24 protein-coding genes are annotated in these 23,608 nt (G+C 61.4%); 12 read left to right on the top strand and 12 right to left on the bottom strand.

Going from position 1 to position 23,608, the window contains the following annotated elements; all coding sequences use genetic code 11:
• Positions 1-34: 34 nt before the first annotated feature.
• The 4 genes from NL154_RS01255 to NL154_RS01240 all read right to left on the bottom strand — a co-directional run bounded on the left by NL154_RS01255 (position 35) and on the right by NL154_RS01240 (position 5,081).
• Positions 35-1,180 carry a right-handed parallel beta-helix repeat-containing protein gene (locus tag NL154_RS01255; RefSeq protein ID WP_221145967.1) on the bottom strand — a complete coding sequence of 382 codons (1,146 nt, stop codon included), beginning with the start codon at positions 1,178-1,180 and terminating at the stop codon, positions 35-37.
• Between the two features lie 220 nt (positions 1,181-1,400).
• Positions 1,401-2,423, bottom strand: coding sequence for an ABC transporter permease (locus tag NL154_RS01250; protein WP_210629247.1), 1,023 nt, complete (start codon positions 2,421-2,423; stop codon positions 1,401-1,403).
• A complete protein-coding gene (locus NL154_RS01245; RefSeq protein ID WP_210629248.1) occupies positions 2,407-3,927 on the bottom strand; it encodes a sugar ABC transporter ATP-binding protein in 1,521 nt (506 codons plus the stop codon). Before NL154_RS01245 ends, NL154_RS01250 begins: the two co-directional genes overlap by 17 nt.
• Before the next feature lie 167 nt (positions 3,928-4,094).
• Positions 4,095-5,081: a sugar ABC transporter substrate-binding protein gene (locus tag NL154_RS01240; RefSeq protein WP_210629249.1), complete on the bottom strand. Its 987-nt coding sequence runs from the start codon at positions 5,079-5,081 to the stop codon at positions 4,095-4,097.
• Positions 5,082-5,384: 303 nt separating this feature from the next.
• Between NL154_RS01240 and NL154_RS01235 the strand changes: the two genes are divergently transcribed.
• The 9 genes from NL154_RS01235 to NL154_RS01195 all read left to right on the top strand — a co-directional run bounded on the left by NL154_RS01235 (position 5,385) and on the right by NL154_RS01195 (position 14,730).
• On the top strand, positions 5,385-6,392 hold the full coding sequence (locus NL154_RS01235) for a LacI family DNA-binding transcriptional regulator (RefSeq protein WP_434733449.1): 1,008 nt from the start codon (positions 5,385-5,387) through the stop codon (positions 6,390-6,392).
• Positions 6,393-6,616: 224 nt separating this feature from the next.
• On the top strand, positions 6,617-7,348 hold the full coding sequence (locus tag NL154_RS01230; protein ID WP_221163564.1) for a FadR/GntR family transcriptional regulator: 732 nt from the start codon (positions 6,617-6,619) through the stop codon (positions 7,346-7,348).
• Positions 7,345-8,931, top strand: coding sequence for an ABC transporter substrate-binding protein (locus NL154_RS01225; protein ID WP_221163565.1), 1,587 nt, complete (start codon positions 7,345-7,347; stop codon positions 8,929-8,931). The genes NL154_RS01230 and NL154_RS01225 overlap by 4 nt, the downstream gene beginning before the upstream one ends.
• A gap of 96 nt (positions 8,932-9,027) precedes the next feature.
• The gene (locus tag NL154_RS01220; RefSeq protein WP_210629253.1) at positions 9,028-9,987 is read left to right on the top strand and encodes an ABC transporter permease; all 960 of its coding nucleotides are present in this window, start codon (positions 9,028-9,030) and stop codon (positions 9,985-9,987) included.
• Between the two features lie 3 nt (positions 9,988-9,990).
• Complete coding sequence (locus tag NL154_RS01215) at positions 9,991-10,866, top strand: ABC transporter permease (RefSeq protein ID WP_210629254.1); 876 nt, start codon at positions 9,991-9,993, stop codon at positions 10,864-10,866.
• A gap of 19 nt (positions 10,867-10,885) precedes the next feature.
• Positions 10,886-11,803: a dihydrodipicolinate synthase family protein gene (locus NL154_RS01210; protein WP_210629255.1), complete on the top strand. Its 918-nt coding sequence runs from the start codon at positions 10,886-10,888 to the stop codon at positions 11,801-11,803.
• A gap of 8 nt (positions 11,804-11,811) precedes the next feature.
• Positions 11,812-12,831 (top strand): ABC transporter ATP-binding protein, encoded by a 1,020-nt coding sequence (locus NL154_RS01205; protein WP_221153956.1) that lies wholly within the window; start codon positions 11,812-11,814, stop codon positions 12,829-12,831.
• Positions 12,828-13,781, top strand: coding sequence for an ABC transporter ATP-binding protein (locus tag NL154_RS01200; protein WP_434733448.1), 954 nt, complete (start codon positions 12,828-12,830; stop codon positions 13,779-13,781). The genes NL154_RS01205 and NL154_RS01200 overlap by 4 nt, the downstream gene beginning before the upstream one ends.
• 10 nt (positions 13,782-13,791) lie before the next feature.
• The gene (locus NL154_RS01195) at positions 13,792-14,730 is read left to right on the top strand and encodes a dihydrodipicolinate synthase family protein (protein WP_434733447.1); all 939 of its coding nucleotides are present in this window, start codon (positions 13,792-13,794) and stop codon (positions 14,728-14,730) included.
• 89 nt (positions 14,731-14,819) lie between these two features.
• Here NL154_RS01195 and NL154_RS01190 read toward each other — a convergent pair whose 3' ends face one another.
• The gene (locus NL154_RS01190) at positions 14,820-15,224 is read right to left on the bottom strand and encodes a RidA family protein (RefSeq protein WP_221145955.1); all 405 of its coding nucleotides are present in this window, start codon (positions 15,222-15,224) and stop codon (positions 14,820-14,822) included.
• Positions 15,225-15,386: 162 nt separating this feature from the next.
• Here NL154_RS01190 and NL154_RS01185 point away from each other — a divergent pair, with 162 nt between their 5' ends.
• Positions 15,387-15,995, top strand: a complete 609-nt coding sequence (locus NL154_RS01185) for a TetR/AcrR family transcriptional regulator (protein WP_210629260.1) — start codon at positions 15,387-15,389, stop codon at positions 15,993-15,995.
• A 40-nt stretch (positions 15,996-16,035) separates the two neighbouring features.
• On the opposite strand, the gene NL154_RS01180 is transcribed toward NL154_RS01185, so the two are convergent.
• Entirely contained in the window at positions 16,036-16,263 is a 228-nt protein-coding gene (locus NL154_RS01180; RefSeq protein ID WP_184457179.1) for a hypothetical protein, read from the bottom strand.
• Positions 16,264-16,473: 210 nt separating this feature from the next.
• Here NL154_RS01180 and NL154_RS01175 point away from each other — a divergent pair, with 210 nt between their 5' ends.
• The gene (locus NL154_RS01175; RefSeq protein WP_434733446.1) at positions 16,474-17,730 is read left to right on the top strand and encodes an arsenic transporter; all 1,257 of its coding nucleotides are present in this window, start codon (positions 16,474-16,476) and stop codon (positions 17,728-17,730) included.
• Positions 17,731-18,123: 393 nt separating this feature from the next.
• A complete protein-coding gene (gene adhP / locus NL154_RS01170; RefSeq protein ID WP_434733445.1) occupies positions 18,124-19,197 on the top strand; it encodes an alcohol dehydrogenase AdhP in 1,074 nt (357 codons plus the stop codon).
• 320 nt (positions 19,198-19,517) lie between these two features.
• Here adhP and NL154_RS01165 read toward each other — a convergent pair whose 3' ends face one another.
• The 6 genes from NL154_RS01165 to NL154_RS01140 form a co-directional block, all read right to left on the bottom strand.
• The gene (locus tag NL154_RS01165; protein ID WP_247241680.1) at positions 19,518-20,066 is read right to left on the bottom strand and encodes a DoxX family protein; all 549 of its coding nucleotides are present in this window, start codon (positions 20,064-20,066) and stop codon (positions 19,518-19,520) included.
• A complete protein-coding gene (locus NL154_RS01160; protein WP_434733444.1) occupies positions 20,063-20,839 on the bottom strand; it encodes an HvfC/BufC N-terminal domain-containing protein in 777 nt (258 codons plus the stop codon). Before NL154_RS01160 ends, NL154_RS01165 begins: the two co-directional genes overlap by 4 nt.
• A 2-nt stretch (positions 20,840-20,841) precedes the next feature.
• The gene (bufB, locus tag NL154_RS01155) at positions 20,842-21,729 is read right to left on the bottom strand and encodes an MNIO family bufferin maturase (RefSeq protein ID WP_434733443.1); all 888 of its coding nucleotides are present in this window, start codon (positions 21,727-21,729) and stop codon (positions 20,842-20,844) included.
• A 62-nt stretch (positions 21,730-21,791) separates the two neighbouring features.
• The gene (locus NL154_RS01150) at positions 21,792-22,079 is read right to left on the bottom strand and encodes a BufA1 family periplasmic bufferin-type metallophore (protein ID WP_210629265.1); all 288 of its coding nucleotides are present in this window, start codon (positions 22,077-22,079) and stop codon (positions 21,792-21,794) included.
• A gap of 200 nt (positions 22,080-22,279) precedes the next feature.
• Positions 22,280-22,552, bottom strand: coding sequence for a hypothetical protein (locus NL154_RS01145; RefSeq protein WP_259668837.1), 273 nt, complete (start codon positions 22,550-22,552; stop codon positions 22,280-22,282).
• Positions 22,553-22,698: 146 nt separating this feature from the next.
• Entirely contained in the window at positions 22,699-23,592 is an 894-nt protein-coding gene (locus NL154_RS01140) for a LysR family transcriptional regulator (RefSeq protein ID WP_210629266.1), read from the bottom strand.
• Between the last annotated feature and the right edge of the window lie 16 nt (positions 23,593-23,608).

The raw sequence follows: 23,608 nt of genomic DNA, 5'->3' as shown, positions 1-23,608 counted from the left end.
TGGTTCCGGGCCTGGCATACCGGGATTACTTGGTTCAGATCGAGAGATACCGCTTCTGCCACGGCAGCATCTTTTCCTGCCATGCGCGCGGCGTGAACTCGTCATAAGCGGTCTCGGCGATCGCCAGCATCCAATTGCGGCCCTTGCGGGCCAACAGCACGCAGGACAATTCCATGCCAGGCTCGACGGCAATGGAAGGGCGGTTAGCGCCAGGAATATCCAATCCCTTGTCGCGCCACTGGATGACGATCTCATCGGGCTCGGATGTCCATTCACCCGAGGCGACGGAGGCCTTGCCGTAGGTATTGAAGCGGAGCGGCGGCGCCACAAGGTTCAAGAAGCTGCCGTCATTATGGTAATTGCTGTCGATCTCGCCGGCGGTGCTCTTGCCCTTTCCCGACAGAACCAAGTCCTGGCCGCATCGAATGAATATGTTGCGCCGGAGGCTCCCGGACCATGGACGATTGGCGAAAAAGGCGATGTCGCAGCCGCTGATGACGTTGTCGTGGATGTCGATGTCCTTGCGAAATGCCCGCTCCTGGTCGGAAAAGCCGCTCAGGCTAATGCCGCGATTGTTGTTCTCGATCCAATTGTCATAGACGTGATGGCCGGTACGGTCTGCCTTGTCGCCGATGCCGTAACCGAAGGAATAGTCGTTCATCCTGCCGTCGCGCATGATGTTGCTGCGCACCACGGCATCGTCGCCGATCGATGAAAAGGAGAAATTCTTGCCGCCGATGAAGTTGTACTCGACGAGATATTTCCGGGTTTTATCGCAGACCAGGGCGCCTTTGTTCGAGGTGCTCGTCGGCGACTGCAGGAAGAGGTTGCCGCGGATCACCACGTCCGAACTGATATTGTCGTCGCTGTTCTGATAGGCGAACTGGCAGCAGTCCGCGCCCTCGCCCGGAGCCGCCCCCATACGGTTGTTTTCCAGAAGAACGTTCTTCGTCTTCGTCAGATAAAGGCCATCGCCCCTGACATTCTCCGTTTCACAGCGTCTGACGACGAGGTTGCTGCCGTTGTGAAACTTGAAGCCACGAGGCGAGTTCTTGACGACGACGTCTTCGACCACCGTGTCGGAAAACACCTGATAGGCGACGCCGATATCCTCTGCACCGTCGATGACCTCAGCCCGGGTGGACGCGCCGTGAACTTTTTTTCGCAGGACTGCGGGCATCGGATCTCCATCGACGCGGTTACCGCAGCGCCGCGCATCGTCTCAGATGCGCCAAGGGTGCGGCTGGGCTTTGAGCTGCTGCAGCATTATCCTTAAATCAATTCCGATCTAAGACATACGCAGTCGCGTCGAATTAATGCAGGGCATGTGGCAGGAGTTTGACGGCCTGCCTCGACTTTGCACGCCGCCATGCGCTCAGAGGCCCACGCCTTGCGATCGGTCACCGCGTTTCGAGTATCCGCATCAACCGGCCGCGATAGCTGTCCAGGATAACGGCAAGCACGATGACGGCGCCGATGACGATCGGCTTGATGTTGTCGTCGGCGCCCAGCAGCTGCAATCCCGTCGACAGCACCTGCAGAATGCAGGCACCGACCAGCGTTCCGACAATCGAGCCCTTGCCGCCCGAGAGGCTGGTTCCGCCGATAATGACCGCGGCGATGGCGTTCAACTCATAGCCGATGCCCGCAACCGGGCTGCCGACATTGAGGCGAAGCAGGTAAACCATGGCTGCGATGCCGGCGGTCAGGCCCGAGATGGTGAACACCGCGATCTTGTAGCGTTTCGGCTCATGCCCCGACAGCCGCACAGCCTCTTCGTTGGTGCCGATCGCGAAGACGAAACGTCCGAACACGGTATAACGCAGGACGAACCAGCCGGCGAGGACGACGATGATGGCAATCAGGAAGATCGACGGGAAGACGCCCCAGAAGATCAGGTTTCCGAAATCCACGAAAGGCTGCGGCAGGCCGGTGATGGTGGAGTTGTCGCTGACGACGCGGGCCAGGCCGCTGGCGACATTCAGCATGCCGAGCGTGACGATGAAGGACGGCAGTTTCCACTTTTCGCAGACCCAGCCGTTGATGGCGCCAAGGATCGCGCCGGTGCCCATCGAGGCGAGCGAAGCGAGCACGATCGCCTGCCAGGGCGAGAGCCTGGGGTCGATCATGATCGTCGCGCCGATGACCGTGCATAGCGCCAGCAGCGAGCCGACCGAGAGGTCGATGCCGCCGACCAGGATGACGAAGGTCATGCCCGAGGCAAGCACGGTGTTGATGGCAATCTGCACGAAGATTTTCAGGAAATTCTCAGGCGTCGCGAAATACGGCGCCGTCGCCGAGAAGAAGGCGACGATCAGGACGAGGGCGATGGCAACGCCTGCCTCTTTCATCGAGATCCGGATCAGCTTGTCCCAGAAGCCCGTCTCTTTCGCTTCGACCTTGGTTTCAATGTTGCCGGACACGACTGTACTCCTTGTAAGCGAGTGAGAGGATCCTGCTCTCTTCGAATTGATCCCGTGCGATTTCGCCGGCGATCTTGCCGTCCGACAGGACGATGATGCGATGGCAGATGCCAATGAGCTCCGGCAGATCCGAGGATACGACCAGAACACCCTTTCCTTCCGCGGCAAACTTCCAGAGAAGGTCGTAGATTTCGGCTTTCGCGCCGACATCGATGCCGCGGGTCGGCTCATCGAAAATCAGCACCTTGGGGCCGCGGAACAGCCATTTGGCGATCACCACCTTCTGCTGATTGCCGCCCGAAAACGTCCTGACCCGCTGATGGACGGATGGTGTTTTGATGCGCAACTCGCGCACGAGACGCTGCGCGTTTTCGTTCTCCATCCTGCGGCTGATCAGCCCCTTGCGGGAAATCTTGGCGAGATCGGTAACCGTGGTGTTTTCTGCGCAGCTCATGTCGAGCATCAGGCCCTGCAGCTTGCGGTCTTCCGTCGCCAGGCACAGGCCGGCGGCAACCGCATCTTTCGGCGAATGGATCGCAACCAGTTCGCCGTCGATGCGGATTTCGCCCCCGGCCTTGGCGTCGGCGCCGAATATGGCGCGGACCGCCTCTGTCCGGCCGCTACCCACAAGGCCGGCAATGCCGACGATTTCGCCCTTGGCCACTGAGAACGACAATTCCGGGCTGTTTCGGGTCACTTTCAGACCGGAAACGCCGAGCGCCTCGCCGAACACGGCGCTGTCACTGCGAAAGACGCCATGATCCGAGAGCGTTCGCCCGACCATCAGCTCGACGATGTCGGGGATGGCCAAGCCGGACAACGGTCGCGTGATGACATGCTGGCCGTCGCGCAGCACCGTCACATCGTCCCCGACTTCAAAAATCTCCTCGAGCCTGTGGGATATGTAAAGCGTCGTCACCCCACGCGCCTTCAGACGCTTCAGAATTTCGAACAGCCGGTCAACTTCCTTGGACGTCAAGGTTGCCGTCGGCTCGTCGAGAACGAGCAGCTTGCTTTCATAGCAGAGCGCCTTGGCGATTTCGAGCAGCTGCAACTGCGCGACGCTGAGACGGCTGGCGAGCGTCGTCGGCGCCACATCGAGGCCAACTTCCGCCAGCAATTCGGCCGCCCGGCGGTTCATCTGCCGGTAATCCACCAGGCCGTATCGCCGCGGAAGATGTTCGAAGAGCAGATTTTCGGCGACGCTGAGATTGGAAAGGGGGTGGAGCTCCTGGTGGATGATGCGGATGCCGGCCTTGAAGGCCTCCAGCGGCGAGGCAGGATGATAGGGCCCGCCGTCAAATGTAATCTGCCCGTCGTCCGGCTTGAACACACCGCCCAGCAGGTTGATCAGGGTCGACTTGCCGGCACCATTCTCGCCCAGCAGGACGTGGCCCTTGCCGCGGCCGATCCGCATGGAAACATTCCTGAGCGCCACGACGCCCGGGAAGCGCTTGCCGATCCCCTCCAGCTTCAGGATGTGGTCATCTGCTGCGTCTGACACGTCCCACCTCGTGCATGATCTGTTTGAATTCGAGATGGCCGCCATCCGAACATGCACACTCCCAAAGGCCCGCAACGAGCCTCATCGGGAGTAGACGCAATCGGTTGGCAGCTGTCAGCGCCGGCGGGCAGCCGGCGCCTCCTTTCGTCCTAGCTCGGCAATATCGATTATTTGAGGTCGCCGGCGGTAACGAGCTTGATGTCGGTCTTGACCCAGCCGGTGAATTTTTCGCCGGCCAGTTCACGCATACCATAGTCGATGCCCATGACCGCCATCTGCGCGCCATATTGCTCGACAGTGGCAAGCATCTTGCCGTCCTTGATCAGCGGCTGGACCGGCGGGATGTTGTCGAAGCCGACAACCTTGATCTTGCCGGCCTGGCCGGTTGCATCGAGAGCCTTGACGACACCGAGCGCCATGGAGTCGTTGGCCGCCATGACACCCTGAATATCCTTATATTTGGTCAGAAAGTTCGTCATGACGGTGTTGGCTTCTTCGGTCTCCCAATGGGCGGTCTTGCTGTCGAGAAGCTCGAGCTTGCCCGACTTGACGGAGGCCATGAAACCTTCCTTGCGCTCCTTGGCATTGTCGGCCTCGGGATTGCCCTCGAGGATGACGACCTTGGCGCCTGGGCCCAGATCCTTGGCCAGCGCGTCGCCGGCGAGCTTTGCGCCTTCGCGGTTGTCCGGACCGAAGAATGCCAGGTCGATACCGGCTGCCTTCTTGGCATCGGCATCGAGCGGCACGTCGATGTTGATGACCTTGACACCTGATTTCACGGCCTTCGCAAGCGGCGTCGCCATCGCCTTGGAATCGGCCGGGGCGACGACGATGATGTCGTATTTCTGCGTCACGAAGTTTTCGACGGCATCGACCTGGGCGGCAAAATCGCGCTCGTCCTTCATGCCGACGGCCTTGAAGTCGAACTTGTCCTTGTTCTCAGCCGCATATTTATCGGCGCCGGCCTTCATCTGCTTGAAGAACTCATTCGACAGAGACTTCATGATCAGGCCGACCTTCGGCTTGCCGGCCGCAAAAGCGGGCGACACGCCGCAAGACAGTGCGAGCACCAACGTGCCGGCAAGTCCAAGCTTCAATGCCGCACGGCGCGGCGTACGCATCAGGACGGAATCACGCTTCGTAGATTGGGACATTTCTCTCCTCCGAACGGTTCCGGGCCTATCCTCACCTGAGTGCCTTCGAAATGAACCGTTTCCAACAGCACTTGGGTAACAACGCCCCGCAGGATTGTCAAGGCAGCGAAAATGGCCGTATATGGAAGAATGAGGCGCCTGTTGATGAACCGTTTCCATTGAATGCCGGCGTTCCTCGTGTTATGCAAACGCCGTCAAATTGACTGCGGCCCTTTGACGAAGGCGATGGAGACCATTAGCTGAAGCCTCATCGGGTGCCTCCGCGTCCCCGAGACCCAAAATGAAGGGACATATTCTTCCATTATGCCAAAGGTCGGAATTCGAGACGTTGCCAAACTTGCCGGCGTTTCCACCGGGACCGTCTCACGGGTGCTGAATGACCACCCCGCCGTGACCGATGAACTGAGGGCACGCGTCAGACGCATCATCGACGAGCTCGGCTACAGGCCCGACCCGTCGGCCCGAAGCATGCGCAGCAAGGTCAGCCGGCTCATCGGCATCGTCATTCCCGATCTTACCAATCCGTTCTTCTCGGAACTCGTGCAGTCGGCCGAGCAGGCGGCGGCAAGCCATGGCTATAACATCATCGTCATGACTTCGTTTGACGATGCGACCAAGGAAGCAGACCGCATAGGTCAGCTGACAAGCCGAAAAGTGGACGGCATCATCCTGGTTCCCAGCAATGATTTCCATACGCTGAAGCTGCCGAAGGGCTTGCCGATCGTCGTCGTCGACCGCCTCATGCCAGGATATTCCGGGATCGCTTCAAACCATCGGGCCGGCGTGCGTCTCGGCGTCGAGCATCTCTTGAAGCTCGGCCATCGCCGCATCGGCTTCATCTCGGGCCCGAAACATTCCGTGCCTGCCAACGATCGCCTTACAGGTTACCTTGACGCCATGGGGCAGCCCGACGACGGCGGACAAACAGGGTCGCCGCTGATCGCAGAGGCGGCTTTCGACTACGAAAGCGGACGATCGGCGGGAAACTATCTGCTGGCACGCGCCCGCAGCGAGCGGCCGACAGCCATTTTCGCAAGTTCGGATCAGCAGGCGATCGGCTGCATGAGAGCGGCACATGATCTGGGGATACCGATACCCGCAGCCCTTTCGATCGTCGGATTCGACGGCATCCCGCTCTCGAGCATGACCACGCCGCGCCTGACAACCGTCAAGCAGCCGATCCAAAAGATTGCCGCAGCAGCGGTCGCCGTCCTGCTGAACAGGCAACCGACGCCAGACCTCGACCACCCGATCCTGCTCGCTTGCGAGCTTTCGGAGGGGGAAACGACCGCTCCCCCGCAACCCGATTGAGCGCCGGGCCGTTCGTATGGTTTTCCGCTACTACTTACGCGGACGCGAGCTGCGTATCCGTCGCAACGCGCAGCGATCCTCCATCACCACAATGACTACTGCCAGCGCTCGGAGCGTGCGCGTCCGACCTCTCGCCGACATTCCGAAGCGAAGGAATGCTGTTGACGGATATCCTACAAGTGGATATCTCTCTAACATCTCCATTGCGGACGGAATGAGAACGCATGTCGCTGAAATCCATGAAACCCCTCGCCCGCGCGCCCCTACTTCACGTCTCCGTGCAGGAAAGCCTGCGGGCCTATATCAGCGACAACGGGTTGAAGCCCGGCACGCTGCTTCCGCCTGAATCCGACCTGGCGAACCAGCTCGGCGTCAGCCGCAATTCCCTGCGCGAAGGCATCAAGGCGCTGGAATCGCTCGGCGTGCTGGAATCGCGCCGTGGTGTCGGCATCTTCGTCAAGGCATTCTCATTCGAGCCGCTGCTCGACAATCTCGCTTATGGCCTCGGCGGCGCCTTGCGCCAGATCGAAGAAGTGATCGAGATCCGGCGAACGCTGGAAGTCGGGCTGATCGGCAAGACGGTTGAGATGATCGGCGACGACGATATTGCCGAGCTGCGCGCCACGGTGGAGCGCATGCGGGTCCATGCGGAACGGGGTAAATCCTTCGCCGACGAAGACCAGCTTTTCCACACCCTGCTCTTCCGCTGCCAGAACAACGAGACCCTTGCGCGGCTGATCGACGTGTTCTGGCTCGCCTTCTACAAGGCGTCCGATTTCGTCAACCTCGACAATGTCGACCCCGTCGCCACCTGGAGGGATCACGCGGCGATCGTCGATGCCATCGAGGCAAGGGATGTCGCGGAAGCGCAGAAGCGCCTGGACCGCCATTATGACGGCATTTCCCGGGTGATCGCAGCCAACAAGAAAAGTGCCAATGTGGGAGGAGCACAATGAAACGACTGCAAAGACTATCATCGGCCATCGCATTGAGTGCCTTGATGGCGACGACCGTCGCCCCGGCCTTCATCGGCCCAGCGAAGGCAGCCACGCTGTCCGGCGGCTTCGATGTCGGCCCGGGTGGTTTTCAGGGCAATTTCAATCCGCTTGCCGCAACGGGCGGCTTCACATGGCTCAGCGTCTATTTCGAGCCGCTGGTGACCTATGACGCGAAGCTCGAGAAGGTCGTCGGCCAGCTCGCTTCGTCCTACGAGGTCAGTCCCGACCAATTGACCTACGCCTTCACGCTTGCCGACGCGAAATGGCATGACGGCAAGCCCTTCACGGCAAAGGACGCCAAGTTCACCATCGAGCTCGCCAAGAACGCCAAGACCGGCTCCGTACTGGCAGCGCGGCTGAGCGCCGTTTCCTCGGTCGAGGCCAAGGACGACAAGACCCTGATCATCAAGCTCTCCGCCCCGTCCGCAAGCCTGATGGACACCCTGACGAAGGTGATGATGCTGCCGGAACACGCACTTTCGCAGATCCCGGCCGATCAGCTCGCCAAGAACACATGGTGGTCCACCGCGCCGATCGGCACCGGGCCGTTCAAGTTCAGCAAATATGTCACCGATCAATATGTCGAACTTGTCGCCAATACCGACTACCGAGGCGGCCAACCGGCGCTCGAAAAGATCATCAACCGCTATTTTGCCAATCCGGCAGCGGCGATCGCCGCACTTCGTGCCGGCGAAATCCAGTTCACCTACGTCGATTCCAACGATCTGAAGGCCTTCGACAACAACAAGGATTTCCGCGTCATCGAAGGCAACTCCTTCGTCGTCAACTATCTCGGCTTCAACCACGACTCGCCGATCTGGAAAGATGTTCGGGTCCGTCAGGCAGTGATGTACGCGATCAATCGCGATGCCATCATCCAGAGCCTTTACGGCGGCGCCGCCGAACCGGCAAACTGCGCCTATGTCGCCGATCAGGTGGTGCCGAAAGGCATCGAGACCTATGCCTATGATCCGGAAAAGGCCAAGCAGCTGCTGAAGGACGCCGGCTGGGATGAGATCAACGGCAACAAGCCGGTCACCCTGCTGACCTATTACACGACGCCGCTTGCCGCCAATGTCATGGCGGCGGTCCAGGCAATGCTCGCCCAGGTCGGCATCAACGTAACGCCGCGTGCCGTCGACACGCCGACCTATAACAGCATCGTGCTCAATCCGACGCCTGATGTCGCGCAGTTCCAGATGGTCTATGCCGGACTTCAGAACGGCCCGGATCCGGGCAGCATCAATGTCGGCCTCAACGAAAAGCAGATCCCGCCGGCCGGCCCGAACGTCGCGCGCGTGCGCATGCCGGTGCTGACGGCTGCTCTAGACGCAGCGCTTGGCGAGACGGATGCCGCAAAGCGCTCCGCCCGTTATCAGGATGTCTGCAAGGTGATGAACAAGGAACTGCCCTGGGGTCCGCTGTGGGTGGCGAAACGATATGGCGTCGCCTCCGCCAGGCTGAAGGACTTCATCTGGACGCCCGCTCCCGGTGGCGGCCCTTACCAGGCGCATCCGGAGAAATGGGCGATCGCCGAATAGGGCGTCACGCATCCTGAGAAGCAAAGGGCGGCCGGGTCACTGCAGCGCCACGCGTCTTCCGAGGCGCAGTGGCCCGCCCGCACGGGAACGGAATTCATGCTGAGATACAGTCTCCGGCGCCTGCTGATCGGAGTGGGCATGCTGCTTGCCTTGAGCGTGCTGATCTTCGCCATGCTGCGCCTCACGCCCGGCGATCCGATCGACGCCTATATCGATCCCAATATTCCGATGTCGTCGTCGGATCTTGCCGAGCTGCGCGCCACGCTCGGACTCGATCAGCCGCTGCCGGTGCAGTATCTTGGCTGGCTGCGGCAGGCGCTGACGGGAAATCTCGGCTATTCGATCAAGCGGCCGGACCAGCCAGTGCTCGGCCTCGTGCTCTCGCGCGTCGGCCCGACAGTGCTCTTGATGGGATCGGCGATTGCGATCGCGATCGTTGCGGGGATCGCCACCGGCGTCATCAGCGCGGTTCGCCGCAATTCCGTCGCGGACCTGTCCCTGTCAGTCTTCGCCGTCACCGGTATTTCAAGTCCACCCTTCCTCAGCGCTCTTGTCGGCCTCTATCTCTTTTCGGTCTATTTCAACTGGATGCCCTCGGGCGGCATGCTGACGCCAGGCCAGGAATTCTCCATCGCCGACCTTCTCCATCACCTGATCCTGCCCGCGACATTGCTGGCCGTCGCCCAGACAGCGCTGATCATGCGCTATATGCGCGCTTCCATGCTGGAGGTTCTGAGCCAGGATTATGTGCGTACCGCGCGCGCCAAAGGCGTCTTCGAATTCTGGGTCATCACCAAGCACGCCCTGCGCAACGCGCTGCTTCCCGTCATTACGCTGATCGGCTCGACCATCGGCCTTGCGATCGGTGGCGCGATCTTCATCGAAAGCGTCTTCAACTGGCCCGGCATGGGCCTGCTCATGGTCGATGCGGTGGAGGGCCGCGACTATCCGGTCATCATGGGTTCGACGCTGGTGATCGGTGCCTGCGTCATCGTCGTCAATCTTCTGACCGATCTAGCCTATGCGGTGGTCGATCCGCGGATCAAGGTGGGGTGAGCGATGCTGGCACGAAGCCCTGCCCGCAGCCCGGGCCCGATCATACGCTCCTTGCATCGCTTTCTGCTCAACCGGACCGCGCTGCTCGGCCTCGGCATGATCGCGCTGATGATCGTCGCAATCCTTTCCTATCCGCTGTGGTGGAGCTTCAAACCCAACGACATCGATCTCATGGCAATGAATGCGCAGCCGGGGCCGGGACACTGGTTCGGCACTGACGGGGTCGGCCGCGACATCCTTGCCCGGGTCCTGGACGGCGGTCGCATTTCGCTGCTGGTGGCCCTCACCTCGACCGTCATGTCCGCCATCATCGGTTTCCTGGTCGGCGCCGTCTCGGCGCTTGCCGGCCGCTTTGCAGATGCGGTCACGATGCGGTTCGTCGATCTCGTCATGACGCTGCCGCCGGTCATCTTCCTGCTGGTGCTCGCCTCGATCGCCGGCACCGGCATCTGGCCGACGGTCTTTGTCATCTCACTTCTCTCCTGGCCTCTGCTGGCGCGCATGGTGCGCTCGCGGCTGCTCGAACTTCGCGAACGTGACTTCGTGATGGCCGCGAGAGGCATGGGGGCGGGTCTGCCGCATCTCCTCTTCCGCCACGGCCTGCCGAACTCGATCGACATCCTCGTCGTCTTCGCGACGCTGCAGATCGCCAATGCCATCCTGCTCGAGGCCGGCCTTTCCTTCCTCGGTCTCGGCATTGCGCCACCGGCGGCAAGCTGGGGCAACATGCTGAATGCTGCCCGCTCTACCGCCGTGCTCGAACAATATCCCTGGCAATGGCTGTTTCCCGGCGGATTCCTGGTGCTTGCCGTCCTTGCAATCAACTTCATTGGCGATGGTCTTCGTGATGCCTTCGACCCTCGCACCGAACTAAACTGACGATTGAAAGAAAGCGAAAATGAGCAAATTCAAGGGTGTCGTTCCTCCCGTCATAACCCCGCTGAACAAGGATTACACGGTCGATTACCCGTCCTACACACGGGTGCTCGAAAACCTGATCGAGGCCGGATGCCATGGCCTGTTCGTGCTCGGCTCGACCAGCGAGGTGATCTTCCACGACGAAAGGACCCGGAAGGAAATCATCGAGCACTCGGCCAAAGTCATCAATGGTCGCGTACCGCTGATCGTCGGCGTCATCGACCCAACCACCGACAGGGTCATCAACCATGCCAGGATCGCGAAGTCGGCCGGCGCCGACGCGGTTGTCGTCACGGCGCCGTTCTACACCGTCACCAGCCAGTCCGAGATCATCGATCACTTCCGCTATATCCGCGATGCCGTCGACGTGCCGCTGATCGCCTACGACATTCCCGTCTGCGTGCATGTGAAACTGCAGCGCCAGACCAGCGTGACGCTGGCGAAGGAGGGAACGATCGTCGGCATCAAGGATTCGAGCGGCGACGACGGCAACTTCCGTTACGTGCTGCTCGATCTCGCCGGCAACAACGAGGTCTTCCTGATGACGGGCTCCGAAATCGTCGTCGACACGGCGCTGCAGATGGGCGCTCATGGCGTCGTGCCCGGCATCGCCAATGTCGATCCGCATGGCTACGTCAGGCTCTGGAACGCCGCCCAGCGTGGCGACTGGGTCGCGGCCCGCAAGGAGCAGGAGCGCCTCTGCCGGCTCTTCGAGATCGTCTCAGTCGGGGCGGGCCGCGTCAGCGGCGGCGCCGCCGGCATCGGCGCCTTCAAGGCGGCGATGAAGAGCCTCGGCATCATCGACACGGCGCTGATGCCGCGTCCGAGGGCGGCTCTCAACGAGACTGAAACGACTAGGATCGACGAAATCCTGCGCGCGACCGGCCTGCTTTCCTGATGGATGCCATGCAACAGACCGCCGACACCATTCTCGACGTCAAAGGGCTGCGGACCGTCTTCCGTATCCGCTCGGGCGAAGTGACGGCGGTGAACGGCATCGATCTGACGGTGACTGCCGGCGAGACGCTTGCGCTTGTCGGCGAGTCCGGTTCAGGCAAATCGGTCACCAGCCTTTCGGTCATGCGGCTTCTGACCCGCAATATTGGTGCGATCGCCGCCGGCAGCATCCATTTGAAGCGCAAGAACGGTACGGTCAGCGATCTTGTCGCGCTCATCGAAGAGGACATGCGTGCCATTCGCGGCAATGACATCGGCATGGTCTTTCAGGAGCCGATGTCGAGCCTCAACCCGGTCTACACGATCGGCGACCAGATTTCGGAGCCAATCCGCATCCATCGCCGGGCGGCCCGGAAGGCCGCCATGGATGTGGCCGTCGCCCTTCTCGACAGCGTCGGCATTCCCGATGCCGGGCGCCGCGCCGGTCAATATCCGCACGAGCTCTCCGGCGGCATGCGCCAGCGCGCCACGATCGCCATGGCCCTTGCCTGCGACCCGACGCTGCTGATCGCCGACGAGCCGACGACGGCGCTCGACGTCACCATCCAGGCGCAGATTCTAGCCCTTCTGCAGACGCTGCAACGCGAACGCGGCATGGCCATGCTCTTCGTCACCCATAATCTCGGCGTCGTCGCCGAAATCGCGCATCGGGTGGCGGTGATGTATGCCGGCCGGATCGTCGAGACCGGGCCGGTGGCCGAGGTTTTCCGCAATCCGAGACATCCCTATACGATCGGCCTCCTGGCCTCGATGCCGAAACTCGGCGATGCGAGCCGGATGAAGCAGGCGGGCGAAAGGTTGGCGGCCATTCCCGGCGTCGTGCCGAGTCTGATGAACATGCCGGCCGGCTGCGCTTTCCAACCACGCTGCAAATTTGCCATCGACTCCTGCCGCCCGGCGGTGCCACCGCTGGCCGAGGTCAATCCGCGCCACCACAGCCGCTGCATTCGCTGGCAGGAGATCAGATGAGCGAGCCCCTTCTCTCCGTCCGCGATCTCGGCAAACACTATACGTCCCGCGGAACCAGGCTGACCGTCCTGCAGGCCATATCCTTCGATATCGGCAAGGGCGAGGTGGTCGGGCTGGTCGGCGAATCCGGCAGCGGCAAGACCACGATCGGCCGATCGGTCCTGCGGCTGGTCGAACCGTCGGCCGGCAGCGTCCGCTTCGATGGTACCGAACTCACCGCCTTGTCCTCATCCGAAATGCGGCGTCTGCGGCCCCGGATGCAATATATTTTCCAAGACCCGTTCGCGAGCCTGTCGCCGCGTATGACAATCGGCGAAATCCTGACCGAGGGGCTGAGGATCCAGGGCTTGGGGACGGCAAGAGAGAGATTAGAACGTGCCGGCGAGGCGCTCGAACAGGTCGATCTTCCGCCGGACGCCGTCAACCGGTATGCCCACGAATTCTCGGGCGGCCAGCGGCAGCGGATCGGCATCGCGCGCGCGCTGACGCTCGCGCCCGAATTCATCGTCGCCGACGAGCCGGTCTCGGCGCTCGATGTTTCGATCCAGGCGCAGGTGATCAATCTTCTGCGCGACCTGCAGCAGCGCCTTGATCTGGCCATGCTGTTCATCAGTCACGACCTCGCCGTGGTCGAATATATCTGCGACCGGGTGATCGTGCTCTATCTCGGCCGGATCATGGAAATCGCGCCCAGTGCCGCGCTTTATGCCAGGCCGCTGCATCCCTATACGCGGGCGCTTCTCTCCGCGATCCCCTCGCCCGATCCCGATGCGCCGCGCGATCGCCAGATCCTGAAGGGCGATATTCCGAGCCCCGCCAATCCGCCGAGCGGTTGCGTCTTCCGCACGCGCTGTCCAAACGCTCTGCCCGCCTGTGGCGAGACCGTGCCGGAGCTGCGCGAAATGAAGCCCGGTCATTTCAAGGCCTGCATCCGTGATGACCTGAATTGAAGGACGTGCGATGACCACCACGACCCGCCGCCACCCGATCGCGGGCAACTGGGCAAGCCTGCTGCTGCCCATCGCCGACGACGACAGCATCGATTTCGAAAAGCTCGCCGAGGAAATTGACATACTGATCGCCGCCGGGGTCGACGGCATCTATTCGAACGGCACGGCGGGAGAATTCCACAACCAGAGCGAAGCGGAGTACGAGCGAATTCAGGACGTGCTGGTCTCGCGTTGCCGCGCGGCCGGAATGCCGTTCGTCATCGGCGCCTGCCAGCCCGATCCGATGATCATGCTCGATCGGCTGCGCCGTGCAACCGTTCATAAGCCATTGGCGCTTCAGGTAATCCTCCCCGACTGGTGGCCGCTCACCAATCTCGAAGCCATCGATTTCCTGAAACGGGCATCAGACGTCGCCCAAGGAATCCCGCTCATCCTCTACAATCCGCCGCATGCGAAACGTGTCCTGTCGCCAGCCGAGCTCAGCGAGGTTTGCGGCCCCTGCCCGTCAGTGGTCGGGATGAAGGTCGCCGATGGAGACGATGCCTGGTTTTCGCAGGCGCGAGCACACCTTTCCGAATTTTCGCTGTTCATTCCAGGCCACCATCTCGCAACCGGCATGAAGCAGGGGGTGGCCGCCGGGGCGTTTTCGAACGTTGCCTGTCTCCATCCCCGCGGCGCGCAGGCCTGGACAGAGCTGATGCGCAGGAATCTCGAGGCGGCGCTCAACATCGAAAGCCGCATCTGCGCCTTCATGGACAATCACATCGTCCCGTTTCGCCGTGACCGCGGCTATTCAAATGCCGCCCTCGACAAACTGCTCGCTGTGATCGGCAACTGGGGCCCGGTCACGACCAGGCTGAGATGGCCTTACCGCTTTGTCGACGAGCGAGAGGCGGTGTTTTTGCGCGATCGCGCCCGCAGGATCATCCCGGAGCTCTTCCCCCGATAGGTCGCGAGTCGAACGATGATTGCATCGTCCGGCACCCGTCTATTGTCACAGTCCAACCATGCAGCCCGAACGGGATGCCTGGCATCATCCTAAAATCGGGCGGTGGACGGGATGCGGGCAATGACCTTGATCTCGAAATCGAAGCCGGCCAGCCAGTTCACGCCGATCGCCGTCCAGTTCGGATAGGGTGGCTTGCTGAAAAGCTCCTGCTTGATGGCCAGGATTGTTTCAAACTGGTTTTCGGGGTCCGTATGGAACGTCGTTACATCGACGATGTCGTCGAGGCCGCAGCCTGCAGCATCCAGCGTTGCCTTCAGGTTCTCGAAAGCCAGCCGAACCTGGCGTTCAAAGTCGGGTTCAGGCGTACCATCGGAACGGCTGCCGACCTGGCCGGAGACGAACAGAAGATCGCCAGTTCGGATGGCGGCCGAATATCCGTGTTTTTCGTAAAGGGCATTCCTGCCTGCGGGAAAGATTGCTTCGCGTTGGGTCATTTGTCGATCCTTGTCGTTGATGGAACACCAATGAGCAGCAGGCCGTCTAAGGAGCTTCACAGCCCGCCGCGTTATCTGATATACGGTGCGTATATGAAATGCCTGCACACGGGCCGCATGTCAAGTTCATATACGGAACGTATACCAAAATTTGGAGACGAGATGGTCAAACGGCGCAGCGAGACGATGGAGGAAAATCGTATGAAGCTGATCGCGGCCGGGCGAAAGGCTTTTGCCGAGAAGGGATACGCGGCCGCGTCGATGGATGAGCTGACCGCAGAGGTAGGCCTGACGCGCGGAGCGCTGTACCACAACTTCGGAGACAAGCGCGGGCTGCTTGCGGCAGTCGTCGATCAGATCGACACGGAAATGGCGTCCCGCGCCCAGGAGATCGGCGCCCGTGCGGGTGATGACTGGCAAGGTCTGCTCGCAGAGGGCGCGGCTTATATCGAAATGGCGCTTGATCCGGAGGTCCAACGCATCGTTCTGCTCGACGGGCCTGCCGTATTGGGTGATCCGTCACAATGGCCGAGCCAGAGCAGCTGCCTTCAGGCAACCAGGCAGACAATCGATCGCCTTATCGCGCAGGACGCCCTCAAGCCGGTCGACGCGGAAGCAGCCGCCCGGCTGCTCAACGGTGCCGCGCTCAATGCCGCCCTCTGGATCGCTGCCAGTGACGAGCCGCAGGATGTGCTGCCGAAAGCTGTCGAGGCCTTCGGCGCCTTGGCTGCAGGCCTTCTCAAGGCGTCGGCGGCAAACCGGGAATCTTGATGGGAGAGATGCGCTGCGGAGTGGGCCAACACTGTGTCTGTCACCAGTAGCTCCCGAAAACCAGAAAAACCGCACCGACCGCGATGACAACCAGGGCCGGCCAGTTCCGCGCCAAGCTGAGAAATCTCAGCCCTTGGCGCCGCGGTTCGAGCGTGGCGCCGCCTTGCGGCATCAGGTGCGGATCACTCGGCTTTCGACGAAGCGTCGGCCGCAAGAGAAAAACAAGGCCGCCAATTATGAGAGCGGCGCCAATCAGAACTGCCCACATCGTCACCTCCGCCGGAGATACGTGGTGCGAGTTAAACCAGATCCTGCTGTGATTGTTCCGTTGGCCGATTGAGCTGCTGCTTCTGGTATTAGCGGCTTTTCAAGATAATCGGATTTGTCACTGCCCGACCAAACATGTATTCGATCCCGAAAAGCTCTTGCATCAACCTTGGCGGCTGTTCTGCCGCGCCCCAACCGAACGCGATTGCAAATGATTGAACATGCCATGACCTGGGGAATCGCCGGCCTCACTGCGATGGGCGTCGTCGTCCGTCCCTTTCGGTGGCCGGAAGCGATCTGGGCCGTCTTCGGCGCCCTGCTCCTGCTCGCCTTCCGCCTGCTCGGCCCCCATGATGCCCTGGCAGGCGTCGCCAAGGGCGGCGACGTTTATCTCTTTTTGATCGGCATGATGCTGCTGTCGGAACTTGCCCGGCGCGAAGGCCTGTTCGACTGGATCGCCGCCATTGCAATCGCCTACGCCAAAGGATCACCCCGGCGTCTCTTCGTGCTGGTCTATCTTGTCGGGGTGGTTGTCACCGTCTTTCTTTCCAACGATGCGACAGCCGTGGTGCTGACACCGGCCGTCTATGCCGCCTGCCGGACGGCGCGGGTGAAGGACCCGATGCCATATCTGTTGATCTGCGCCTTCATCGCCAATGCCGCAAGCTTCGTTCTGCCAATTTCCAATCCGGCCAATCTGGTGATCTTTGCCGGCGGTGACATGCCGCCGCTGTCCCGTTGGCTGTCGACATTCATGCTGCCGTCGATCATTTCGATCGTCGCCACGTTCCTCTGCCTCTACTGGACGCAGCGCAGCGCCCTCGCAGAAGACACTCTTGCCGCGGACACGCAACGGGCGCCCCTCTCCCACAGCGCCCGGCTGGCGGGATGGGGAATCCTGCTGACGGCCATTATTCTTATCGCGGCGTCGGCGATGCATGTCGATCTCGGCGTGCCGACCTTTGTTGCAGGCACGATCACCACCGCGATCGTTCTGATGCTCACGCGGCAAAGCCCGGCCGAGACGATGAAGGGCATCAGCTGGAGCGTTCTGCCGCTGGTCGCCGGCCTATTCGTCATCGTCGAATCTCTCGATCACACCGGCCTGACGAACATTCTCGCTGATCAGCTGGCTGCGCTTGCCTCGTCCTCGCAATCGCAGGCGATCGGCGTGGCGGGCCTTCTCGTCGGCGTGATCTGCAACCTCGTGAACAATCTTCCCGCCGGACTGCTTGCCGGCAGCGTGGTTCAGGCGGCCGGCGTCTCCGACAAGATCGCCGGCGCCGTGCTGATCGGCGTCGATCTCGGCCCCAATCTGTCGGTGACGGGGTCGCTGGCAACGATCTTGTGGCTGTCTGCGCTGCGCCGCGAAGGCCTGCATATCGGCGCCTGGACGTTTCTAAAACTCGGAACCGTCGTCATGTTCCCCGCGCTCATTCTGTCTCTGGCATCGCTCCTTCTGTTTTGATTGCCTACAGGCGCTGCGCCTGCGTTACCGAGAGCGGTTCAGCTTTTTGGAAGCGCAGACGCCGCGATTGGCGCTCAGACGGTTCGCGAGAAAATGAAGCAGCTTCTGCTTGAAGCGGCAAGGTCCCTCGACGAGGCCGGCTAAGGCCTTCCCGGGTGATGTGCGCCAGGCTGCCGGCACTTTCGTGCAGGAGACATCTCATGGCCGCTCCCATTCCCGTGGTGCCTCCAGACATGCCGGTTTCGTATCCGGCCTCTCTTATTGATGGCTGCCAGAACAGTCTCCCCCCTTCCCTCTGGGTCAACGGGGCCGCTCTTTGCGATGGGTCAATGTGGCGAGTGTGCGATGCCTGCATTATCCGAGCCGGATAATCATCGTGAAGGGACGAAGATCATGACGAGCAAGATGATGAAGGCGGCAGTGGTTCAGGAGTTCGGCAAGCCGCTCGCAATCGAATGCGTGCCAGTGCCTGTTCCGGGCCCAGGTGAAATCCTGGTGAAGGTCGCTGCCTGCGGAGTATGCCATACCGATCTGCATGCCGCCGAGGGCGATTGGCCGGTCAGACCGTTGCCGCCCTTCATTCCCGGTCACGAAGCGGCCGGGGTCGTTGCTGCTCTCGGTCCCGGCGTCACCGAATTCAAGGAAGGCGACGCCGTCGGCGTCGCCTGGCTGCACGATGCCTGCTTGCGCTGCGAATATTGCGAAACCGGTTGGGAAACCCTCTGCGAACACCAGCACAATACCGGCTACAGCTGCAATGGCGGCTTTGCCGAATATGTCATTGCCTCGGCCGCTTTCGCCGCCCGCCTTCCTGCCGGTGTCGATTTCGCGGAGATCGCGCCAATCCTCTGCGCCGGTGTCACGACCTATAAGGGGCTGAAGGAAACCGAAGCGCGGCCCGGCGAATGGGTGGCGATATCGGGCGTCGGCGGCCTCGGCCATGTTGCGATCCAATATGCCAAAGCGATGGGTCTCAAGGTGGTTGCTCTCGATGTCGCTGCCGCCAAACTCGACCTTGCCCGCCAGGTCGGCGCCGATCTCGCGCTCAACGCACGCGCTGAAGACACCGTCGAGAAGGTGCTGAAGGCAACAAGCGGCGGTGCGCATGGTGTTCTCGTCACCGCCGTCTCGCCGCCCGCTTTCTCGCAGGCGCTCGGCATGGTGCGTCGCAAAGGCACCGTCAGCCTCGTCGGCCTGCCGCCGGGCAACTTCCCGACACCGATCTTCGATGTCGTGCTGAAGCGCATCACCGTACGCGGCTCGATCGTCGGCACGCGCCGCGATCTCGATGAGGCGCTGGCTTTCGCTATCGAAGGCAAGGTTCGCGCCGAAATCTCCAAGGCGCAACTCGACAACATCAACGATATCTTTGCCGATCTCAAAGCGGGAACGATCGAGGGCCGCACAGTGCTCGATATCGCAGGAGAGGCGATTATCTTCGCAGCGCGGGACCAGTCCGCAGCATAGCTGGCGCGCTGCGTGTCTCCGCCGCGCTCGGGGGAGCGGCGGAGACACTTCGCTTCGAAAACCGGAGCGCCTCGGCCCGGCCAATCCGGTGGACGGGGCAAGGCCCAGGCTGGGGCTGAGATCGAAACGCTGGTCGGTTCCGGCTGCGCTTCGAGTTTCTTCCATTGCTGACGTTGATCACAGCACCGGCCGCTAGCGTGTTGGATGCCAGCACTGCGGCAGGATCGCAGGACCATGAGATGGTCGAGAGCGTGGCAGCCGCCGACGCCATTGACGCCGGACAGTTCTACGCCAGCATCTTTCCGGTCCGGCGCAAGGCTTCATCCCGGCTGAGCGCCGCCTCGGGGAGATGACGCGTGTGGCCGCCGCGTCATTTGCGGCGCTGCAAAGACAAACGGATCAACCGCGATCTTGCCCCCACCGAACACGACCAATGCCAGCGCCATTGCCGCCCAGGGCAAGTGAAAATTCGCCCAGCCATCCGGGATGGTGAGCTGGATGATCGCCGTCATCAGAAGCAGACCGAGAGCAGCGAAGCGTGTGGCCAGGCCGAGGATCAGCAGAATTGGCAGGACCAATTCTCCGATTCCGGCGGCCGTCGCCATCGTCAGAGGAAACGGGTAGGCGACTGCGCTGCCGAAGACATGAAGCTTGAACTCCTGCTCGAAAAGATATCTTGCGCCCGATGAAAGCGTCAGGAAGCCGTCCCATTTGGTCAGCCCCGACTTGAAGAAGGGAATAGCCAGCGCAAAACGCAATGCCAAGAGCGGCAGCGACCTGGGAACGGAGGCGAGCAGGCCTTCCGCACGCGTGACGAGGGAGGCAGCGGCAGCACCAAAGCCGTACGAAGGGACCATTTCGGTTTTCATGTGGAGTTTCCTTTATACTGTTGAAGGGTGCTGAACGCGCCGAGACCGGCAAGGCCGACCAGCGCCGTTCCGAAATCGAATTCGGGGGCAGCCGCAAATGCTGCCTCTGCCGCCTCGCCAAGAGTGGCGGCATTGAACAAGGCGGCTGCAAAAACGGCGTCCCGCGGCGGCAGGATATGAACATTCACCGACATCTCCGGTCGCACGACCAGGACCGCTTGGCCGCCCCAGTCGGAGACCGGCGAAACCATCTCCTCTTGATGTGCGCTCCAGATCGAACCAACCGGAAAATTCGATAGGATCAGGTGCGCCGAGGGGTGCGGGACGAGCCGCAAATCCGAAAGAATCTCGGGCGCCACGGCTCTCAGTGCCGCAGGATCGAGAGACGCGCTGTCTGCGGCGTGGTAAGCCTCCGTCCAAGCGGCCTCGAGCCGGGCGACGTCAGGCAGGTAGACAAGCGTGCCTGCAGGCTCGAAAGCTGTGATGAAGTCGGGGAAATCGTCGCCATATTCCATGATCAGCGGCGAGGCCGGCTTATGATTCTGGGCGTAGGCCCGCGCCATGGCCGCAAAGAATTCCGAACCGACGAGCCTCTCCGTCACCGGAAAGCGTTGCGCCAGCGCCTTTGTCAGCCCGACGAATACATTGTTGCGGTATACGGCAAACCGCGCCGCGTCGGGCTTGCCGCGTGCATTGATCACGCAGTCCGGCACCGGCCGCTCGGCATGCAGCAAGGCATCGGCGAAGGCGGTTTGGCAAGTTGGGAAATCCATCGTCACGCCGCCCGGGTCCGGTGCCCGCCGCGGCGAAACGTTTCGGCGGCGAGCACCGCATCCACACGTTTCGCCTCTGAATACAGTGTGGCGAAATCCGGAACATTATTGTCCCATTCAATCAGCGTCGGGAGTGCGCCGGTGCGCGCGAGGGTATGTTCGTAGAGCGCCAATACATCGCTCTTCACGGCTGTCGCGTGCGCGTCAATCAGCAGCCGGTCGCCGGTGGAGTCGACGGTTTCGTCGTAGCCGGCAAGGTGAATCTCGCCGACGAGCTCGACCGGAAAACGATCTATATAGGTGGCGGCGTCGAGCCGGTGGTTCACCGCCGAGACCATCACATTGTTGACGTCGAGCAGAAGGCCACAGCCCGTCCGCTGCGCGATCGCCTCCAGAAAATCCACTTCATCGATCGTACTGTCGGCGAATAGTATATAGGTGGAAGGGTTTTCCAGCAGCAATTGTCGCCCGAGCGCCTGTTGCGTTTCATCGACATGGTCGACGACGCGTGCCAGCGTTTCTTCCGTGTAGGGTAGCGGCAACAAATCGTTGAGAAATCCCGTTTCATGCGTCGACCAGGCCAGATGTTCGGAAAAGCTCTGCGGCCGATAGCAGTCGATCAAGCTGCGAAGTCGATTCAGATGCGCCGTGTCGAGCCCGCGCGCCGCGCCGATCGACAAGCCGACACCGTGCAGCGACAGCGGATAGTGTTCCGTGATGGCTTGGAGATAGCAATGCGGCGGCCCACCTGCGCCCATGTAGTTCTCGGCATGGACCTCAAAGAAGCCGACATCCGGCAGATCGGCCAGAATAGTGTCGTAATGCTCGGGTTTTAAGCCGAGGCCGGCCCGCGCAGGCAGGAGGACAGGTCGGTTTGTTGAAGCGGTCATCGCAATTCTCCCGATTTGGCCAGAAAAGATGGAGGCCCGGGTGTCGGGCCTCCGCTTTCGGGTCAGCCTTTGGTCGGCTCGAGCTTACCCATGTGCCCGTTGACATTCATGCTGACACAGGTGCCGGCCGGGACGGCCTTCCAGGCGTTCCCCTGATAATCCATCGTCGATGTCCCGGCGCAGGTCGTGCCGGCACCGGCGGCACAATCATTGTGACCCTTGAGCGCGATGCCATAGCATTTCTCGTTGCCCACCATTTTCTCCGCCGGCAGCGGCGCGGCGAAGGCAGCGGATGAAATCGCAGTGGCGAGCGAGCCTGCGAGGGCGAGGGTGAGAGTGGAACGGTTCATGGAAGGTCTCCTCTTGCAAATATCCGCGCACCGGTCATCGGCCGCGTAATCCCTCTTTCGAGCCGACGATCCCGCTTGTTACAGGCATGACGAACACGAATTGGTGATCGGCCTTCGCACGATGGTACGGCTTTGTTCGTGGGACAGTGGTGGTGCTCGTTTGGCGCAGGCGCCGCCGGAGGATTGCGCCGGCACTCAGCTTAGGGGGATTCCCCTGCGACGGCTTCCAGGAACAGCGGTCCTTCCGCCTCCAGCCTGACGCGGCCCCTGCCGATGCGGGCGAGGCGGATGGGCGCCTGCTTTTCTTCAAGCCGGCGGCGCAACAGCAAGAGCCGGGTTTCGAGATTGTCCTTGATCTCCGGCATGCGTGCGCCGGCGGTCAACCGCGTTTCCCGGTTCGTGAACTCGCTTCTGCCATCGCTCAGATGCCAGTCGAGCATCAGGCGCAGCGGAATGCCGGCAACACCCTTCACGATGTAAAGCTCGTTCGTCGCCGCGGTGATGAATGATCGGCGCGATCGGGGTCGAAATTCCGGTGGAGTAGCCGCATACTTCGAGACAGGGAACGGGCTCAGCAGCGTCTCGATAGGCTGTATGCCATAGGTGATTGGGACCTCGTCTATAGTCGCAGTTTGCCTGCCAGGAACGAGACGAAGCGTCGGACCTTTACCGCGATATGGCGATTGGCCGGATAGACCGCTTGCAACTGTATCGTACTGATATCCCAATCGGGGAGAAGACGGACCAACCGGCCCTGCCTGAGGTCTTCCCCGACGATAAAGTCGGGCAGAAGGACAATGCCGAGTCCGAGCACGGCGGCGTCGCGCAGACCAAGACTGTGATTAAGTTCCAGGCGGGGTACGATGGGGATGCGAAACTCCTCACCGTCCCTGCTGAACGGCCAAATCCGCCCCCATCTTAGTTCGGCGAAGTGGAGGCAGGCGTGGTGAGCGAGGTCGTGCGGCGTCATTGGTGCCCCGTGTTCGGCAATATAGGCCGGTGAAGCGGAAATTACGATTGACGATGTCGCCAGTTGTCGGGTGATGAGATTGATATCGACCTCAAGGCGGCCTCGAATTGCAAGGTCGAAGCCATCCTCGACCAAGTTCACGGGCCGATGTGACAGGTCGAGTTCGATAGACACAGCCGTATTGAGTTTGAGGAACTCCGAAACTGCCGGCACGATCACGAGCTGCCCGAGGTCGGGTGGCGCCGACACCCGCAATCGCCCGACAGCTTCCTTCTGAAACGAGATTGCGGCCCGTTCGGCCTCTCTTATCTGCGGCAGAATTCCCGAAAGCGCTTCCCTGTAGGCTGCCCCGGCCTCCGTCAGGACGATCTTGCGCGTCGATCTTTGAAAGAGGCGGATGCCAAGGCGATCCTCGAGCTGCCTGACCTGGGCGCCGACCGTCGCCCGCGCCATGCTCAGTTCCTCGGCCGCCTTCGTGAAGCTCAGATGCGTGGAAACCGTTAGGAATGCGGCAATCCCGTCAAGCGGATCAAGCGTTTTCATGAGTACAATTATCCGA

It is taken from the genome of Rhizobium sp. YTUHZ044, from assembly GCF_051123975.1.
Classification (GTDB): Bacteria; Pseudomonadota; Alphaproteobacteria; order Rhizobiales; family Rhizobiaceae; genus Rhizobium.
The sequence above is the reverse complement of the archived record's forward strand: the minus strand, read 5'-3'. Positions and strand labels throughout refer to the sequence as shown.